Source organism: Citrobacter sp. CK185 (assembly GCF_030333565.1).
Lineage (GTDB): Bacteria > Pseudomonadota > Gammaproteobacteria > Enterobacterales > Enterobacteriaceae > Citrobacter_B > Citrobacter_B koseri.
This window is the reverse complement of sequence record NZ_JAOWFR010000023.1, coordinates 633991-650795: the sequence shown is the minus strand read 5'-3', so window position 1 is coordinate 650795 and position 16805 is coordinate 633991. Positions and strand designations below refer to the sequence as shown.

Below are 16805 nucleotides of genomic sequence, written 5' to 3'. Positions count from 1 at the left end.
ATTACCTCTGGAAATACTTCTGCATCGCATCCGTCAGCGAATCGAGGTTAACCGCGATTTTACCGCTGCTGATAGCGTCTTTCATTTCAGCTACGCGCGCCATATCCACTTCCGGCAGCGCAGAGAGTTGTGTTTGCGCATCGCCCAGTACCGGATCGATCGCGGTGCTGCGCTCAATTTTCGTGCCTTCCTGAGCGACAGTGCGGGTCTGTTCTACGGCGCTACTCTTGTTGATTGCGGTTGCCAGATTGTATTGATTCGCTACTACTTTCATCGCTTCGCCTCTTTTTCATCTTTTCGTTATGGTTGCGGATGAATCCTGCCCTGCGGAAGGAGGACTTCCGATGCCCTCACCGTTAAAGAGCGGCCTGTTGCCGGTAAAACTTAAACCGCGAATGAATATTTTTAGTTTCCGCTGGCGTAGACCATTTTGACGACGCCAGCGTCCGCGACAATCGCGCTTACCACCCGCTCGCTGCTCTCATTTTTCACCTTAATCATTTCGCCTTTACGTCCCTTTTTCATGGCTTCCCCCATCGTACGGGCCTCTACGCCTCCCTGTTCGGCGATCATCAGAACGCGCTGACCGCGTTCAACCAGCACCGGAGATTCCAGTTGCGTCAGGGTGATCGGCTGTAGTTCACGAATGCGGCGCTTCACGGTCAGCCCAATGGCCTCATCCGGGTCGGTGAGGTAGTTGCCGCGCGTGCTGCTGATGTTGAGCTTTTTGATGGATACGTCGCTGGCGGATAACACCTGGCCGCGCTCCAGCGAATTTTTGGCGATCACCACCGGAAGATAGACATCCGGTTTGACGGTGACGGCGACATCCCAGCCTTGCGGCCCTTCACAGCGCACATCAAAACGCAGGCGGTTGAGATCGATGCGTTCGCCGCCGGGCAGCGACACGGTTAGCGCGTCAGGGCAGGGAGCGTACCGGGAGACGTCGGAAGGGATAAACAGGTTCATCTTCGCCTGATACTCGGGCCACTTGCGGCGCCCGGCCTCCTGGCGAAGGGCTTGCGCTGCGTGATGTTGAACGGCGGCAGTGACCTGCTTACGCGCGCTCTGCACTTTTTCCGGGGCGGCGAAGGATGGCAGCGCTGTAAAAAGCATCAGCAGGAAGGATAACGTTCCAGGGCGGAAACAACGCTTCACCCGTGTAGGGATAAAACCAATAAATCCATTAAAAATCATGATGTTAAAACCTTGGCATGAATATTGCTATACAGGGAAGCAGATCATTGCAGGTTTAGCATCACGAGGGTGTGAGTTGTGAGTATTACTTTTGACAAAGCATTGGGCGTTCATCCACAGGCTGTAGCGCTTCGACTTTCCCGAGCAGAGTTGCTGTCAGCCAATCTGGCAAACGTCGATACCCCCAATTTCCAGGCTAAAGATATTGATTTTGCCGCTGAGATGCAACGTTCATCGTGGCGTTTTTCGAATCCGTCAGCGCCGCAAGAGATGTACCGCGTGCCTTATCAGCCCTCTTCCGATGGCAACACTGTTGCGCTGAACGTCGAGCAGGCTGAGTTTGCGAAGAATACCCAGGATTATCAGATGAGCCTGGCATTTTTAAACATGAAATTCACGGGCCTGAAAAAGGCCATTGAAGGTAAGTAATCCTACGCAGGTGATAACGGAATATGGCTTTTACCGATATTTATCGCGTTTCGGGGTCGGCGATGACGGCGCAAACCGTTCGTCTGAATACCATCGCCAGTAACCTCGCTAATGCGGAAACCGCCTCCGCCACCGAAGACGGCGTCTATAAAGCCCGTCGTCCGGTGTTTGCTGCGGTTTATAAGAATGATGAGTTAATGAATAGCAGGGCGTTAACCGGCGCGCGCGTCCAGGTGATGGATGTTGTCGAAACCGGCAATGCCGTACAGCGTTATGAGCCGCATAACCCGATGGCGAATACGGATGGCTATGTCTACTACCCGGATGTCAACGTGGTAGAGGAGATGGCGGACATGATGTCGGCGTCGCGCGGTTTCGAAACCAATGTTGATGTTCTGAACAGTGTTAAAAGCATGCAGCAAAGTCTGCTGAGACTCGGAGAGGTATAAGGATGAATGTAGACGGCACGTCCACCAGAAGCCAGACAGGAACGTCGGATAGCAGCATTGCCAGTAACAACAATAACAGCAGCGCAGCCGGCATGAACACGTTGTTCATGCAGCTTCTGGTCGCGCAGATCCAGAATCAGGACCCGCTGAACCCTACCGATGGCACCGAGTATGTCAGCCAGCTGGCGCAGCTGACGCAGGTTCAGTCAATGGAAACCATGTCGCAACTGATGGCGAACAGTTCCGTATTGATGGACAACCTGCAAACGCTCACCACCGGCAACCTGGTCGGGCAGCATGTGATGGTGCAGACCGACGCGATCAACTCTGACGGCGAAACGACGATTAACGGACGTCTGACGCTGGATCACGCTTCCGGTGTGACGACGGTCATCGTCAAAGACGCGGCCGGCACCGAGCACAAAATTGAGCTGGGGAAACAGGACGCCGGGCAGGTGGACTTCACCATTGACCCGCAGGAGCTGGGCCTGAGCGAAGGGAAATACACCCTTAGCGTTGTGACCGATACGGGCGAAGAAGGCATTCCTGTTGAAGTGGGCGGTATCGTCAACAATGTGCGCATCCCGCTTGATGGCAGCGCCATCCAACTGAATATCACCGGAATCGGTGAGATTGCTTACAACAATATTACCCAGTTTGGCAGCGACTCGCAGAAACGTGCGTAAGTCGGGTTAAGCGTTGAGTTAACAGGAATTTATTATGAGTTTTAATATTGCGACCTCCGGTCTGAATGCAATTACCGAGCAGTTGAACGCCATTTCCAACAACATTGCGAACTCCGGCACCGTAGGATTCAAATCCGGCCGTGCGGAATTTTCCTCACTGTATGCGGAAAGCCAGCCGCTGGGCGTAGGGGTTTCTGGTGTGACCCAGAGTATTACCCGAGGCGGAAACATTTCTACCACCGGAAATGCGCTCGATCTGGCGATCAGCGATAGCGGATTTTTCATGGTGCGTGACAGCACGGGGACCACGGCATATACGCGTGCGGGCTACTTCGGCACCGACAGCAGCGGCAACCTGATCAACAACCTGGGGATGTATCTTCAGGGCTACCCGGTTAATGCTAACGGCGAGATAGAAGTGGGGACGATCGGCAATCTGACGATCAGCAGCGGCTCTATTCCGGCGAAGGCGACCGACAGCCTCGACTTCACCGCCAACCTGGACGCGCGCGCCGCCGAACCGGAGACGGCGCCTTTCAACCCAAAAGACAGCACTTCCTATAACAATACCTACACCACGCAGGTTTTTGATTCCCTGGGACGCGAGCACACGCTGAACCAGTATTTTGTGAAAACCGGCGAGAACACCTGGCAGGTTCACTACTACATGGACGACGTGGAAATCCCGGACAGCAGCCAGGCGATAGAATTTACCGAGCAGGGCGTCCTGAAAAGCCCGGTTGGCCTGACGAACCTGACCACATCGATCTCCGGCGCGGCGGATCTCTCTATCGATCTGAGCTACAACGGCACCAGCCAGTACGGTTCTGACTTCTCCGTCAGCAAAAACAACAGCAGCGGCTACGCGTCTGGCGAACGTACCGGTCAGGCGATTGATGAAGACGGCAGCGTTTACGCGACCTTCTCCAACGGCGAACGGATGTTGCAGGGGCAACTGGTGCTGGCGAACTTTGCGAACCCGAATGGTCTGGCGTCAAAAGACGGCACGACGTGGGTACAAACCGCCAGTTCCGGCGCGCCGCTGACTGGAACGCCGGGCACCGGTTTGCTGGGTTCTGTGAAATCCGGCGCGCTGGAATCCTCAAACGTGGATTTGACCTCTGAGCTGGTTGGTCTGATGACCGCGCAGCGTAATTACCAGGCGAACACGAAGGTTATCAGCACCAACGACAACATGATGAACGCTCTCTTCCAGGCGGTGTAATGGATCGTTTGATTTTTACCGCCATGAGCGGCGCATCGCGCAGTTTGTCGCAGCAGCAGATCCATGCAAACAACCTGGCGAATGTGAATACCCAGGGGTTTCGTAGCGATCTTGATAATGCGATTTCTCAGCAGGTTAACGGCGAGGGATATGCCTCGCGTTATATGGCGCTGCCTACTCAGGGCGGCGTGGATATGACGCCTGGCGCGGTACGTGAAACGGGGCGCAATCTGGATATCGCCATTAAAGGCGATGGGCTGATTGCGCTGGCCAGCGGCAACCGTGAGGTTTACACCCGCAACGGGCAGATCGACGTCAGCCCGGAGGGCGATCTGTCGATCAACGGCCTGCCGGTTGAAGGTGACAACGGCCCGATCGTTTTACCGCCGTTCTCGTCCGTCAGCATCGGTGAGGACGGTGTGATCACTATCGTGCCTGACGACGGCGATATTGCCGCGCCGGTTGATGTTGACCGCATCAAGCTGGTGAACATTCCGGTAAGCGACCTGAGCAAAAATGTGGATGGCTTTCTGGTGAGCAACACGGCGATTAACCCACGCGATGAAGAGGTGATGGTGGCGTCCGGGCATCTGGAAACCGCTAACGTCTCGGCCATTAATGAGATGGTCGCCAGCATTGCGCTGAATCGTCAGTTTGAAGCGCAAATCAAGATGATGAAAGCCGCTGAAGATCTCGCTAATTCAGGCAACCGTCTGATTCGTGGCACCTGATAACAATAAGAAGGAATAAAGATGAATCCCGCTTTATGGATCAGTAAAACCGGCCTGGCGGCGCAGGACGCCAAAATGACCGCGATTTCCAACAACCTGGCGAACGTCAACACCACCGGGTTTAAACGCGATCGTGCGATGTTCGCCGATCTGTTTTATCAGAATCAGCGCACGCCAGGTGGGCAGCTCGATCAGAACAATATCGCGCCGACCGGCATTCAGTATGGCACCGGGGTGAAGATCGTCGGGACGCAGAAAGAGTTTACCGTCGGCAGCATCCAGAACACCGGGCAAACCTTCGACGTGGCAATCACCGGGCAAGGGTTCTTCCAGGTGGAAACTGCGGATGGCGATATCGCGTATACCCGCGCCGGTAATTTCCAGAAAACGCCAGATGGCGTGCTGACGAATGCGCAGGGGCTGCCGCTGGTGCCGCAGATTGAATTGCCGGAGAACGTCAAAGATTTGCAGATTGGTAAAGACGGCACCATTACCGCGACGGTGGCAGGCGAAACCGATCCGGTGGAGCTGGGGCAGTTGACGCTGGTGAACTTCGTCAATCCGGCCGGTCTGGAGGCGATAGGCGGCAACTTATACCGTGAAACGGCGGCCAGCGGCGAAGCGGTTGAAGGCGTACCCGGCGAGGACGCGCTCGGACAACTGGAGCAGGGCTCTCTGGAAGGTTCTAACGTACAGGTCGTTGAAGAGATGGTCGACATGATCACCGTTCAGCGTGCCTACGAAATGAACGCCAAGATGGTCTCTGCCGCCGATGACATGTTGAAGTTTGTCACCCAGTCGATGTAACGACAGGGCTTTAAAGTGAAAGAGAAATGAAAAAGCAGTTAGTTATCAGTCTACTGGCGCTGTTTTTGTCGGGCTGCGAAAGCCCGGCGTTGCTGGTGAAAAAAGACGATGCGGCGTATGCGCCGCCGGAAGATATCGTGGTGCCTGAAACGCAGGTGCGCGGCGGTGGGTTATATAACGGCAACTACAACTGGTCGTTGACCCAGGATCGCCGGGCTTATCGCGTAGGCGACATCCTGACCGTTAAGCTGGATGAGTCTACTCAGGCCAGCAAGCAGGCGCGCACTAACTTTGGTAAGAAAAACGATGTTTCCCTGGGGATACCGGAAGCATTCGGCCATTCAATCGATAAGCTTTCCGGCTCGATTGACGGCAACCGAAACTTTAACGGTAATGCCACCTCGCAGCAGCAGAACAGTCTGCGCGGCGCGATCACCGTTGCGGTTTATAAAGTGTTGCCAAACGGCGTGCTGGCGATTCGCGGGGAGAAATGGCTCACCCTCAACCAGGGGGATGAGTATATGCGGGTGACGGGCCTGGTGCGCGCGGAAGATATCGAACGCGACAACTCCGTCTCTTCACAGCGAATCGCCAATGCCCGTATCTCCTATGCCGGACGCGGCGCGCTCAGCGACGCGAATGCGGCAGGCTGGCTGACCCGCTTCTTCAACCACCCGCTGTTCCCAATTTAATGGAGGCCATGATGCGTAAACTGGCACTCTTTTTCCTGCTGATTTGCAGCATGAACGCGGCGGCGCAGCGTCTTGGCGATGTGGTCGATATTCAGGGCGTGCGCGGCAACCAGCTGGTGGGCTACAGCCTGGTTGTGGGGCTTGACGGTACAGGGGATAAAAACCAGGTCAAATTCACCAGCCAGTCCGTTACCAACATGCTGCGCCAGTTTGGCGTGCAGTTGCCTGCGAAGATTGATCCGAAGGTGAAGAACGTCGCGGCCGTGGCGATTAGCGCCACGCTGCCGCCGGGCTATGCGCGTGGGCAAAGTATTGATGTAACCGTCTCCTCGATTGGCGATGCGAAAAGCCTGCGTGGCGGTACGCTGCTGCTGACTCAACTGCGCGGTGCCGATGGCGAAGTGTATGCGTTGGCACAGGGGAATGTGGTGGTAGGCGGCGTGAAAGCCGAGGGCAACAGCGGCTCCAGCGTGACCATCAACACCGCGACCGTTGGCCGTGTGCCAAACGGCGGCTCGGTGGAGCGCGAAGTGCCGAGCGATTTCCAGCAGGAGCCGGTGGTGATGCTGAACCTGAAACGTCCCAGCTTTAAGACTGCCAACAGCGTCGCAGTCGCGCTGAACAACGCCTTTGGTTCCGGCACGGCGACCGCGCAAAGCGCGACTAACGTGGCGGTACGTGCGCCGATGGGCGCGGGCGATCGGGTGGCCTTTATGTCCTCTCTGGAAGATGTGCAGATTAACGCCGGTAAACAGCCGCCACGCGTGGTGTTCAACGCCCGAACGGGAACGGTGGTCATTGGCGATGGCGTAGTGGTGCGCGCTGCGGCGGTATCACACGGCAACCTGACCGTCACCATCCGCGAGTCGTCGAACGTCAGCCAGCCTGGCGCATTCAGCCAGGGAAGAACGGTCGTCACGCCGGAAAGTGATGTCAACGTTAATCGTGGCCGGGGTCAGATGGTGACTATTGCGGCGGGAACCAGCCTGCGCAGCATCGTGAATACCATTAACAGCCTTGGCGCGGCGCCGGACGACACGATGGCTATCTTACAGGCGCTGCATGAAGCCGGCGCGCTGGATGCTGAACTGGTCGTGATTTAAGGAAATACCATGCTGAATGCCATTAACCGACAAACCGCGATTCTGCCCGGCGATCTCTCCGGGCAGGTAAAGCCGCAGAATCTTGAACAGGCCGCCGAACAGTTTGAGGCGCTGATGCTGCGTTCCATGCTGTCGCAAATGCGCAAGGCGTCCGATGTGCTGGGGGAAGACAACCCTTTCAACAGCAAACAGCAGCGGATGATGCGTGATTTTTACGATGACCGACTGGCGTCTGACCTGGCGTCTCAGCGCAGCACCGGGATTACCCAGATGATCATCAACCAGCTTTCGCCGCAGGTGAATACGCCGCTTAAGAAAACGGATGAAATGACCGCTTTAGAAGAGCAACCGAAAGAACTTAAAACGCCTGTGGTTCCGGTAATGCGCGGGCAGGAGTAAGCCATGAGTATGATTAATATTGCCTTCAGCGGTTTGCAGGCAGCCCAGGTGGGCATGAATGTCACCTCGATGAACATCGCTAACCTGCTGACGCCGGGGTACAGCCGCCAGGGCATTATCCAAAGCTCCATCGGCCCAATGGGGGAAGCGGGTTTTACCGCCGGGAACGGGGTACAGGTCGACAGTATTCGCCGCATCTCCAGTCAGTATCTGGTTAATCAGGTGTGGCAGACCAACTCGAAAGCCAGCTATTTCGAAACCGGAAATCAATATATTGGCGCGCTGGAACAGGTGATCGGCACCGACTCTACCAGTCTTGGTAACGGGCTGGATGATTTTGTCAGCGCCCTGAGCGCATTGACCCAGACGCCGGAATCCCCGGCGCTGCGTCAGCAGCTTATTAACCAGGCGGGCGCGCTGGCGACCCGCTTCAATAACGTTAACAACTTCATCTCCAGCCAGAAAGAGTCGATCAACACCCAGCGCAACGCGATGGTTGACCAGATCAACACCCTGAGTACCAGTATTGCGGACTACAACAAAAAAATTACCGACATGGAGTCAACCGGCGGTAACAGCAGCGTACTGCGCGATCAGCGTGATGAACTGGTAAAACAGTTAAGTACGCTGGCGGACGTGAAGGTGACGGACGATGGTTCCAGCGGGTACACCGTCTCAATGGCGAACGGTCAGCCGCTGGTGAGCGGTAAGGTCGCCGGGCAGCTCAGCGCGGGGCAGGACGCCAACGGCAACTCCACGCTGACGCTGAAATTTTCCACCAGCGAGTTCACGCTGAACCCGTCGGCGGGCGGTCAACTTGGCGCGCTGTATGATTATGAAACCGGCACCCTCCAACAGATGAAAGATTCGGTGCAAGGGATGGCGGAATCGGTGGCAAAACTGTTTAACGATCAGCTGGCGAAGGGCTATGACCTGAATGGCAATTCAGGTAAGCCGCTGTTTACTTTCGATCCAAGCAATCCTGCGGGCATGTTGCAGGTGACGGATCTGAAGCCTGAAGAACTGGCGCTGTCCGGCATCCAGGCCGACGACGGCACGGGCGTACCGGGCAACGGCGATAACCTGAAGGCGCTGATCGAACTGAAAAACCAGAAAACGGATATTCCGGGTCTGGGAAATATGAGCCTGAGCGAAGGGGCTGCGGCGATCATTTCCACTATCGGTATTGCCAGTAAGCAGAGCAAAACAGAAATGGAAGCGGCGTCGACGGTGCGCGACCAGGCGCAGAATCAGCGCGATAACCTGAGCGCGGTAAACCAGGATGAAGAGGCGATTAATCTACAGATCTACATGCAGGCTTACCAGTCGAACATGAAGGTGATCTCCACCGGAAATCAGATCTTCAGCGACCTGCTGGGGATGTTTTAAGCGCCATCAGAGAATTTAAATTATGCGTATTAGTAGTCTTTACAACTCAAATGCCATGCTGGCGCAATTAGGCGTTAACGGCACGCGTATCAGTAAGTTGATGGAGCAGATGTCGACGCAAAAGCGCATTAATGTGCCGTCTGACGATCCTGTTTCCGCAAGTCGTCTGGTGCAACTGAACCGTGAGCAGTCTGCGATTAAACAGTATCAGAGCAATATTTCCAGCCTGAGCGGCGCGCTGTCGATTCAGGAGTCGAACATCACCGCGCTCAGTAACCAGATGCTGGCGGTCGGCGATAAGCTGAAGCTGGCGAATAACAGTACGCTCAGCCAGAAAGATATGGCGGGTTACGGCATGGAGCTTTCTTCAATGCTGGATTCGCTGGTCGCCACCCTGAACGCTAAAAATGAAAACGGCAGCTATCTGTTTTCCGGCACGCAGACTGACAGCCAGACGGTAACGTGGGACGAGGCGAAAGGGCAGTATGTGTACGGCGGCAATGACAGCAGCCGCGAAACGATTGTCGCGAACGGCGTCTCTATTACGGAAAACACCCAGGTCGCTCAGGCATTCTCCGGTTCAGGAAACGACCTTGAGATGCTGAATAAATTGAAAGCGCTCAGCGACAAAATGCAGGACCCGAACGCGAATTACGCTGACTATAAAGACGAACTGGAGGAGATGATCGGTGTCGCGCAAAATACCAGCGATAACATCTCCAGCCTCTTCACCGATCTTGGCGGCCGTCAGAACCGCCTGACGCTGCTCAGCGATGCGCACAGCGATGTCAGCCTTGCGAACGATCAGGTTGTACGGGACCTGTCCGAAACGGACTGGGCGACCACCAGTATCAACCTGCAACTGTATACGCAGTCGGTGCAGATCACTAATAAGGCTTACAGTATGGTGAGTCAGCTTAACTTGTTTAGTCTGTTGTAATTGTTATGCAGGTAGGTTTAAAAACAACGTCCCTTACGACTTCTGCGCCCGCAACCGGGCGCGGAAGCATTGATGCGCCGCAAACGGTCGGCCGCGTCAACGCGCCAGAAATCACCGCGACCCGCAATGCGTTCCCCGAATCGGCGCTGTTGTCCCGCCGTCCGATGCGCTACAACGTACAGCTAAATCAACAACTCACGGCAGTGCAGCAGGCTGACAGCTATCTGGCGCAGACGGAAACGCAATTGTTGCAGGTGCGTCAGTCGTCGCTTCGCGGCGATGCGACGCAGCCGGCGAATACGCTGCAAAAACATTTGATGCGTCGGACGCAGCTTTCCGGCGGCACTGTCGATCGCCATCTGACCGCGTCGCTGGAGCAAAAAAGCACGGTTAACTTTACGCTTCCCGGCAGTGAGAAACTTCTCAGCCAGCCGGGGGGAGAAACGCTGGTATTTTCACTGGGCGGGCGGCAGCGTGAGATGACCGCCATTTCGTTGCCGGAAGAGGCGACGCCGCGTCAGACGTTGACCCAGTTGAATGTGGGGCTGGGCCGTCTGGGGATTCATGCGCGTCAGACGGCAAACGGGCAACTGATGTTCAGCGTGGATGAAAGCCGTTGGGAGCGGGTCAGCCAACAGCTCACCGTGCGCGGAGAGGGCAGGCATTTCCCCGCCGATGCGTTTACGTTGCTCACGCCACAGGCGGAAACGGCAAGCAGTGATGAGGTTGTTTCGCTGGCGACGCGTCGGGAAAGGGAAAGCCAGGTAAAGCTGCAAAATACGCTGGAGCACATTACCACCCAGCGCAGCAGGCTTCGCCAACAGCAGGAGCGCGTGGCGTCGCGCATCAATGATATGGCGACGGTATACAGCCCGGCGCAGGCCCGGGAAACCGCGCGCGGCCTGGGGGAAGCGCTGGCGAGCAGCGCCAGCAGCTACAGCACCCTCTCCAGGGCGCTGGGCGCGCAGGCAAACGTCAGGCTGGCGACGGTAAAAAATTTGCTGGGGTGATTATCGTAACCGGAAGCGGGCCTCCGCCTCCGGTTTTGACTTACTGCTGGATAGGGTAGAGAAAAATCGACCCGCTTTGCCCTACCACTAACGGTTGCCCGTTAAATGCCAGCGGCTCCATCCAGAAATTGGTGTTCATCAGCATATCGACCAGACCATCTATCATCAGCCCCTTGTGCGTGGTGGTGTAGTAGATGGGCGTCAGGTAAAAATAGAGTTTGCCGTTTTTCCCTGACGTCGGCGTAAATTTTTCCTTTAGTACGAAACGATTGTCATCAGGGCTGGTAATGGTCGCCAGAATGGTGCCTTTCGTTGTTTTCATCCGCGAATTATAAATTTCTTTCGTCTGCGACATCAGGTCATAGAAACCAAGCTGGAAAGTCCCTTCCACATCCGTATTGGGTCGCTCTGCGCCGCCTGTGAGGGTGCTGGTGCCGAATGCGATGGCGAGAAGCACGGAAATACTCAACAAAATCACAAGATTAACTTTCTTTGCATGTTGCCATTTCATTCAGTTTTCTCCGGGTTTCACGCATAATCAGGTTGTTCAGCCGTGTCGGATCGATACGCCAGTGATAAATCGTCATCGCTAACTGCTTTTTGTCGCACTGGCTGGTAAGGGCGAACGTGTAGTTCAGCGATGAATTGGTGATGCTAAAGTAGACGCTCATCCTGACTGACTGCATTTTGATCTGCTGATTAATGGTATAAAAAGTGTCTTTCAGCTTGGTGTACAAGTTATTGGCGTCATAAGACGGCTCGCTGCTCGTCCCAATGGAATACAGGTTGATGTTGCTGTAAACGTTAGGCTGTATCTCCTGGGCGACCAGATGCTCATGACCTTTCAGTTTCATGTACCAGCCGGTAAAGAGTATGCTGCCGATCGCCGTCAGCGCGAGCAGTAAAAACACGGTGGTCCAGTGGATGGATTTTTTCACTGGCCTGGTCGTTGCAGGCGGCGTGACGCGGACGATATCGTTCGCTTGTTCCGCGACAGGAAGTGACGTCTCGTCGACAACCTCATATTCCCCGGCTAAATCGGAGGGGGCGTTTTCTTCCAGCGGAAGATGATTTTCTTCGGGATCGCGAACCTCGCTCTCTTCTTTTTCGATAAAGCAGCAATAATCAGGCTCAAGCAAATACCCTTTTTTAGGGATAGTTTTGATGATTTTTTGCTTTTTGCCGTCGTCTTCCAGTGCCGTACGCAGCGCGTGGATGGCATTGGGCAGACTGTTATTACCGATGACGCGGCGTTCCCAGACCAGCGTGGTGAGTTCTTCACGCGTAAAGATCTTTCCCGCATCTTGCATGAGCGTTTCAAGGAGCTTGAGTTGATATTCTCCCAGACGTTTACGTTCCCCTGTTGTTAAATGGAGAATAGATCCCGAGGGGATATCAACCAGCCAGTTATTAACGGAGTAATAGCGTTTATTCATTTATTCATCGATGGATATACCACCCCAGTAAATGCAACGGCTAAATATCGCAAGAAAATATAGCCTGAACACGGATGTTGACTATCTGTTAATTCCATTTGAAATTCTTAATGAATGCCGCTTGCCTGCGGGAGGTGAGGAAACGAAAAGCGCTTTTGCCGATGACTGAGTTTGTTTTTCAGCCTGAACAGCACTCAGAAACAAGACACCAGCGGCCTGCTGTTGTTCTGATTATCGCGGAATCATCTTTTCCTGGCGCTCTTTTTACGCGATAAAAATGTGATGTGCAACCTCATTTGCAGTGAAAGATTCGCCTTATTATTAATTCTTCTGATTAAAAGTTAATCGAAATAGTTAAAAGATCCTTATGTAAAATCAGGCCCTGCGAATGTGAAAAATTTGTGTTCATCAATCTCCTTTCATGGGGTGTGGGTATATTTTTTGGTAGATTAAAACAATAAACAAGAAAAAATAAAGGAGCGGAGTTAATTTTTTTATCGTTTGTGTCGCTTGATTGCATAATTATGGGGTTGGTTTTATTGCCGGGCTAAAGGTGGTTTATTGAGGATGGTATAATAAGAATAATTAATTGGATATTTTTCGTCTTGAAAAAAGAGGGTGACAAATCTTTAAATAAATTTTCATTAAATGAATTTAATTTTTCGTTGTGGTGGGTCGTTTTTATCATTCAGCAACGACAAGAACCTGATAAAACAGACAGGTAATCCAAGGAGAAATATATTATGTCGCTTTCGATTTTCACCAGTGCTTCTTCTATGGCATCCACCAATGCCCTGAATAAATCCAACAATCTGCTGTCTACCGCAATGGAGCGTCTGGGCACCGGCAAACGCATCAACTCCGCAGCGGACGATGCGGCCGGCTTGCAGATTGCCACTCGCCTTCAGGGGCAGACCAACGGCATGGCCGTTGCGCAGCGTAACATCTCTGATGCCACCGCACTGCTGCAAACCGCAGAAGGCGCGTTCGACGAAGTGAGCAACATCATGTACCGCATGAAAGATCTCGCCACCCAGGCAGCGAACGACACCAACACCACCAAAGACCGTGATGCCATCAACGCTGAAATGAACGACCTGAATGCCGAACTGAAAAACATCATGGGCAACACGTCTTATGCAGGCGATAAATTATTCGGTACCGGCGGTAAATTTGCCGATTCCCTGAACTTCCAGATTGGTTCTTCCTCTGGAGAAACCATGACCGTGAGCCTGGGTGATGAACTGGGCGGTACAGCGAGTGGCCTGTTTAGCGCTTCTGGTTTCTCGGGTATCGGTGACTGGAACAACACCGCTTCCGGTATCAACATCGGGAGCGCCTCCGACGCTACGGCGATGATGAACTCTCTGGAAACGGCGCTGAATGACGTCGGTGCCGTGCGCTCCAAAATGGGTGCGAGCATTAACCGTCTGGGCCACACCGCGGCCAACCTGGCAAACATGAAAGACAACACCGATCTGGCGTTGAGCAATATTCAGGATGCGGACTTCGCCAGCGAAGCCTCCTCCATGACGCGTAACCAGATGCTGGCGCAGACCAGCATGTCCATGCTGAAACAGTCCAACAGCATGTCCAGCATGGTGATGTCTCTGCTGGGTTAACAGTAAGCCGCCGCTTGCCTGGAAAGGCAGGCGATGTGTTCTTATGACGCTGCATCCTGCACGGGGTGCGGCTTTTTTGTGTCTGCTGTTGCAGTGCAGCTCCTTTTTGCCGTCTTTCTTCGCCATTTTTTCCCCGGGTTGCCTGAAAAATGGTCATTCGAACGTCGTCGGATTTAATTTTCGAAATGGATGTGTCGTTTTGAGTCAGTACAACGAATGAATGACCTGAATGAATAAGGAATATCTATGTCGCTTTCTATTTTCACCAGCGCTTCTTCCATGGCATCCACCAATGCCCTGAATAAATCCAACAATCTGCTGTCCACCGCAATGGAACGTCTGGGTACTGGCAAGCGTATTAACTCCGCAGCGGACGATGCGGCGGGTCTACAGATTGCCACCCGTTTGCAGGGCCAGACCAACGGCATGGCCGTTGCACAGCGCAACATCTCTGATGCCACTGCGCTGCTACAGACCTCCGAAGGTGCGTTCGACGAAGTGAGCAACATCATGTACCGCATGAAAGACCTTGCCACCCAGGCAGCGAACGACACCAACACCACCAAAGACCGCGATGCCATCAACGCCGAGCTGAACGACCTGAACTCTGAGTTGCAGAACATCATGAACAACACCTCCTATGCAGGTGACAAACTGTTCGGCGCTTCCGGTAAGTTTGGCGAAGCGATGAACTTCCAGATTGGCTCTTCCACCGATGAAACCATGCAGGTTGATCTGTCTAAAGAGCTGAAAGGTTCTGGCACCGACTCGCTGATTGATGCCAGCGGCGGTTTTGGCACGATTAGCGATACAGGCAGCAGCTACTACTCGGCCAGCGGCATCAACATTACTGACGCTGCCGGCGCGAAAGATCTGATGAACAACCTGGAAACTACGCTGAATGACGTCGGCGCCGTGCGTTCCAAAATGGGTGCGAGCATTAACCGCCTGGGCCACACCGCGGCTAACCTGGCGAACATGAAAGACAACACCGATCTGGCTCTGAGCAACATTCAGGATGCGGACTTCGCCAGCGAAGCCTCCTCTATGACCCGTAACCAGATGCTGGCGCAAACCAGCATGTCCATGCTGAAACAGTCCAACAGCATGTCCAGCATGGTGATGTCTCTGCTGGGTTAATCCTTCGCGGATATCTGCCCCTAAAACACCGCTGTATGGCGGTGTTTTTGTATCCGGCAATGCGCTTCCTTCTGCCGGAAATTGCGGAAGGGGACATTCCTCCTCTTACGTAACTCATTGATAAATACTTATTAAAAAATTGGCACGATAGTTGCTTTATCTACTGTATGTTGAAAGCGGCGCGCGTGCCCGGAGAAACCCACTATGTCTGATTTTGATCCAACGACACTGGCCACACAGTTGGCAGGCTATGACATTCTTGCGCTGCAAACCTCGCTGAAATCACAGACTTCCACGCTGGAAGCGCAGAAAAAAGCGCTTTCCTCGCTGCGTACCGCCCTGTCGGATTTCCGTTCGGCAATCACCGGGCTGAATTCCTCCAGCACCAGCGTGCTGAAAAATACCGCGACCATGAACCAGGAAGGGATCGCGACCATCACCGCCAGCGCGTCTGCCCGTAAAGGGACATACAGCCTGAACGTCACCCAACTGGCTTCTGCGCAGCAGAAAGGGTTTGACGGGCTTGATGATGAGGCGATTAAAAACGCCAGCGGTACGCTGAAGATCAATCTCAACGGCGAGAGCCTTGAAATTGAGATGGATGATTTAGACAGCCTCGCTGATTTTGCCGACGCCATCAATAATGCGGATTTCCCGAGCGCGTCTGACACCGCGACCTCTGACGACGGTCAGAACGGCGTTACCGCTTCGCTGATGCGTATTGATGGCAAGGTGACGCTGATGATGAGCAGCGATCAGAGCGGCGAGAAATACGATATTCAGCTGGATACCAGCGGCATGACCAACGGTCAGGATATCTTTAATGGCGAGAATGTGATTACCGCCGGTAAAGATGCCAAATTCACCGTTGGCGATTCCAGCACCGTTTACTCCAGCAGCTCCAATACCCTGGATAACCTGGTAGACGGCGTTTCGATCAAACTGACCGGCACCACCGAAGCCAACAAGCCGCTGGTTATTTCAGTCGACACGGATACAGCGGGGACAAAGGAGCAAATCCAGGCCTTTATCGATGCCTATAACACGTTGCAGGACACCATCTCCGGGCTGACGGCGACCGGCAGCAGCTCTGATTCGCGCGGCGCGTTTGCCGGTGATGCCAGTATCTCCTCGTTAACCAACGATCTGAGCAACATGCTGCGCGGCACCTTCGGCGATCAAAACATGACGAAGTTCGGCATTACTGCCGACAAAGACGGCAAGCTGTCGATCGACGCCGACACGCTCAATGAGCAACTGAAATCAAATCCGCAATCGGTCGCTGATTTCTTCAACGGGAATAACGGGCTGATTAAAGCGATGGATAAATCGCTGGATAAATACCTGAACACCAGCACCGGTTTATTAAAAGGTCGCCAGGAAACGCTCGACAGACAGCAGCGCGACATCGACACCAAAACCGAAAAAATGAACACGCGTTATGAGTCCTCCTATAACCGCTACCTGAAGCAGTTCACGCAGTTGCAGTCGATCATGACGCAGATGAATAACACCATGAGTATGTTTAGCTAATTCTTAGGGAATTTAAC

19 protein-coding genes are annotated in these 16805 nt (G+C 53.9%); 15 read left to right on the top strand and 4 right to left on the bottom strand.

What is annotated here, in order from left to right; genetic code table 11:
• Position 1: 1 nt before the first annotated feature.
• The gene (gene flgM / locus OGV79_RS10720; protein WP_286468306.1) at positions 2–274 is read right to left on the bottom strand and encodes a flagellar biosynthesis anti-sigma factor FlgM; all 273 of its coding nucleotides are present in this window, start codon (positions 272–274) and stop codon (positions 2–4) included.
• A gap of 131 nt (positions 275–405) precedes the next feature.
• Positions 406–1197 (bottom strand): flagellar basal body P-ring formation chaperone FlgA, encoded by a 792-nt coding sequence (gene flgA, locus OGV79_RS10715; RefSeq protein ID WP_047458630.1) that lies wholly within the window; start codon positions 1195–1197, stop codon positions 406–408.
• Positions 1198–1275: 78 nt separating this feature from the next.
• Here flgA and flgB point away from each other — a divergent pair, with 78 nt between their 5' ends.
• The 12 genes from flgB to OGV79_RS10655 are packed head-to-tail and all read left to right on the top strand — an operon-like array spanning position 1276 to position 11057.
• Positions 1276–1626: a flagellar basal body rod protein FlgB gene (flgB, locus tag OGV79_RS10710; protein WP_286463128.1), complete on the top strand. Its 351-nt coding sequence runs from the start codon at positions 1276–1278 to the stop codon at positions 1624–1626.
• A 23-nt stretch (positions 1627–1649) separates the two neighbouring features.
• The gene (gene flgC, locus OGV79_RS10705; protein ID WP_012133700.1) at positions 1650–2075 is read left to right on the top strand and encodes a flagellar basal body rod protein FlgC; all 426 of its coding nucleotides are present in this window, start codon (positions 1650–1652) and stop codon (positions 2073–2075) included.
• Between the two features lie 2 nt (positions 2076–2077).
• A complete protein-coding gene (gene flgD, locus OGV79_RS10700) occupies positions 2078–2761 on the top strand; it encodes a flagellar hook assembly protein FlgD (RefSeq protein WP_012133699.1) in 684 nt (227 codons plus the stop codon).
• Between the two features lie 34 nt (positions 2762–2795).
• Positions 2796–3986, top strand: coding sequence for a flagellar hook protein FlgE (gene flgE, locus OGV79_RS10695; RefSeq protein WP_012133698.1), 1191 nt, complete (start codon positions 2796–2798; stop codon positions 3984–3986).
• Positions 3986–4717 carry a flagellar basal body rod protein FlgF gene (locus OGV79_RS10690; protein ID WP_012133697.1) on the top strand — a complete coding sequence of 244 codons (732 nt, stop codon included), beginning with the start codon at positions 3986–3988 and terminating at the stop codon, positions 4715–4717. Before flgE ends, OGV79_RS10690 begins: the two co-directional genes overlap by 1 nt.
• A 21-nt stretch (positions 4718–4738) precedes the next feature.
• Positions 4739–5524 (top strand): flagellar basal-body rod protein FlgG, encoded by a 786-nt coding sequence (gene flgG / locus OGV79_RS10685; RefSeq protein ID WP_012133696.1) that lies wholly within the window; start codon positions 4739–4741, stop codon positions 5522–5524.
• 26 nt (positions 5525–5550) lie between these two features.
• Positions 5551–6216 carry a flagellar basal body L-ring protein FlgH gene (gene flgH / locus OGV79_RS10680; protein ID WP_012133695.1) on the top strand — a complete coding sequence of 222 codons (666 nt, stop codon included), beginning with the start codon at positions 5551–5553 and terminating at the stop codon, positions 6214–6216.
• The gene (locus OGV79_RS10675) at positions 6216–7319 is read left to right on the top strand and encodes a flagellar basal body P-ring protein FlgI (RefSeq protein WP_012133694.1); all 1104 of its coding nucleotides are present in this window, start codon (positions 6216–6218) and stop codon (positions 7317–7319) included. The genes flgH and OGV79_RS10675 overlap by 1 nt, the downstream gene beginning before the upstream one ends.
• 9 nt (positions 7320–7328) lie before the next feature.
• A complete protein-coding gene (locus OGV79_RS10670) occupies positions 7329–7718 on the top strand; it encodes a rod-binding protein (RefSeq protein WP_012133693.1) in 390 nt (129 codons plus the stop codon).
• A 3-nt stretch (positions 7719–7721) separates the two neighbouring features.
• Positions 7722–9107, top strand: a complete 1386-nt coding sequence (flgK, locus tag OGV79_RS10665; RefSeq protein ID WP_012133692.1) for a flagellar hook-associated protein FlgK — start codon at positions 7722–7724, stop codon at positions 9105–9107.
• A 22-nt stretch (positions 9108–9129) separates the two neighbouring features.
• Complete coding sequence (flgL, locus tag OGV79_RS10660) at positions 9130–10047, top strand: flagellar hook-associated protein FlgL (RefSeq protein WP_071818870.1); 918 nt, start codon at positions 9130–9132, stop codon at positions 10045–10047.
• A 5-nt stretch (positions 10048–10052) separates the two neighbouring features.
• Positions 10053–11057, top strand: a complete 1005-nt coding sequence (locus tag OGV79_RS10655; RefSeq protein WP_049011795.1) for a hypothetical protein — start codon at positions 10053–10055, stop codon at positions 11055–11057.
• 40 nt (positions 11058–11097) lie between these two features.
• On the opposite strand, the gene OGV79_RS10650 is transcribed toward OGV79_RS10655, so the two are convergent.
• Positions 11098–11568: a hypothetical protein gene (locus OGV79_RS10650; RefSeq protein WP_012133689.1), complete on the bottom strand. Its 471-nt coding sequence runs from the start codon at positions 11566–11568 to the stop codon at positions 11098–11100.
• Positions 11540–12493, bottom strand: coding sequence for a winged helix-turn-helix domain-containing protein (locus tag OGV79_RS10645; RefSeq protein ID WP_012133688.1), 954 nt, complete (start codon positions 12491–12493; stop codon positions 11540–11542). The genes OGV79_RS10650 and OGV79_RS10645 overlap by 29 nt, the downstream gene beginning before the upstream one ends.
• Before the next feature lie 743 nt (positions 12494–13236).
• Between OGV79_RS10645 and OGV79_RS10640 the strand changes: the two genes are divergently transcribed.
• From OGV79_RS10640 to fliD, 3 genes are all read left to right on the top strand, one after another.
• Positions 13237–14115, top strand: coding sequence for a flagellin N-terminal helical domain-containing protein (locus tag OGV79_RS10640; RefSeq protein WP_024130628.1), 879 nt, complete (start codon positions 13237–13239; stop codon positions 14113–14115).
• Between the two features lie 246 nt (positions 14116–14361).
• Positions 14362–15255: a flagellin N-terminal helical domain-containing protein gene (locus OGV79_RS10635; RefSeq protein WP_058668671.1), complete on the top strand. Its 894-nt coding sequence runs from the start codon at positions 14362–14364 to the stop codon at positions 15253–15255.
• Between the two features lie 204 nt (positions 15256–15459).
• The gene (fliD, locus tag OGV79_RS10630; protein WP_286468305.1) at positions 15460–16788 is read left to right on the top strand and encodes a flagellar filament capping protein FliD; all 1329 of its coding nucleotides are present in this window, start codon (positions 15460–15462) and stop codon (positions 16786–16788) included.
• Positions 16789–16805 lie beyond the last annotated feature (17 nt).

Excerpts from the sequence above, each read along its gene's own strand:
- OGV79_RS10645 (WP_012133688.1), bottom strand. The coding sequence starts at position 12,493 with ATGAATAAACGCTATTACTCCGTTAATAACTGGCTGGTTGATATCCCC.
- OGV79_RS10640 (WP_024130628.1), top strand. The coding sequence starts at position 13,237 with ATGTCGCTTTCGATTTTCACCAGTGCTTCTTCTATGGCATCCACCAAT.
- flgC (WP_012133700.1), top strand. The coding sequence starts at position 1,650 with ATGGCTTTTACCGATATTTATCGCGTTTCGGGGTCGGCGATGACGGCG.
- flgD (WP_012133699.1), top strand. The coding sequence starts at position 2,078 with ATGAATGTAGACGGCACGTCCACCAGAAGCCAGACAGGAACGTCGGAT.
- OGV79_RS10675 (WP_012133694.1), top strand. The coding sequence starts at position 6,216 with ATGGAGGCCATGATGCGTAAACTGGCACTCTTTTTCCTGCTGATTTGC.
- OGV79_RS10655 (WP_049011795.1), top strand. The coding sequence starts at position 10,053 with ATGCAGGTAGGTTTAAAAACAACGTCCCTTACGACTTCTGCGCCCGCA.
- flgE (WP_012133698.1), top strand. The coding sequence starts at position 2,796 with ATGAGTTTTAATATTGCGACCTCCGGTCTGAATGCAATTACCGAGCAG.
- OGV79_RS10635 (WP_058668671.1), top strand. The coding sequence starts at position 14,362 with ATGTCGCTTTCTATTTTCACCAGCGCTTCTTCCATGGCATCCACCAAT.
- OGV79_RS10690 (WP_012133697.1), top strand. The coding sequence starts at position 3,986 with ATGGATCGTTTGATTTTTACCGCCATGAGCGGCGCATCGCGCAGTTTG.
- flgH (WP_012133695.1), top strand. The coding sequence starts at position 5,551 with ATGAAAAAGCAGTTAGTTATCAGTCTACTGGCGCTGTTTTTGTCGGGC.
- flgA (WP_047458630.1), bottom strand. The coding sequence starts at position 1,197 with ATGATTTTTAATGGATTTATTGGTTTTATCCCTACACGGGTGAAGCGT.
- OGV79_RS10650 (WP_012133689.1), bottom strand. The coding sequence starts at position 11,568 with ATGAAATGGCAACATGCAAAGAAAGTTAATCTTGTGATTTTGTTGAGT.
- OGV79_RS10670 (WP_012133693.1), top strand. The coding sequence starts at position 7,329 with ATGCTGAATGCCATTAACCGACAAACCGCGATTCTGCCCGGCGATCTC.
- flgM (WP_286468306.1), bottom strand. The coding sequence starts at position 274 with ATGAAAGTAGTAGCGAATCAATACAATCTGGCAACCGCAATCAACAAG.
- flgL (WP_071818870.1), top strand. The coding sequence starts at position 9,130 with ATGCGTATTAGTAGTCTTTACAACTCAAATGCCATGCTGGCGCAATTA.
- flgK (WP_012133692.1), top strand. The coding sequence starts at position 7,722 with ATGAGTATGATTAATATTGCCTTCAGCGGTTTGCAGGCAGCCCAGGTG.
- flgG (WP_012133696.1), top strand. The coding sequence starts at position 4,739 with ATGAATCCCGCTTTATGGATCAGTAAAACCGGCCTGGCGGCGCAGGAC.
- fliD (WP_286468305.1), top strand. The coding sequence starts at position 15,460 with ATGTCTGATTTTGATCCAACGACACTGGCCACACAGTTGGCAGGCTAT.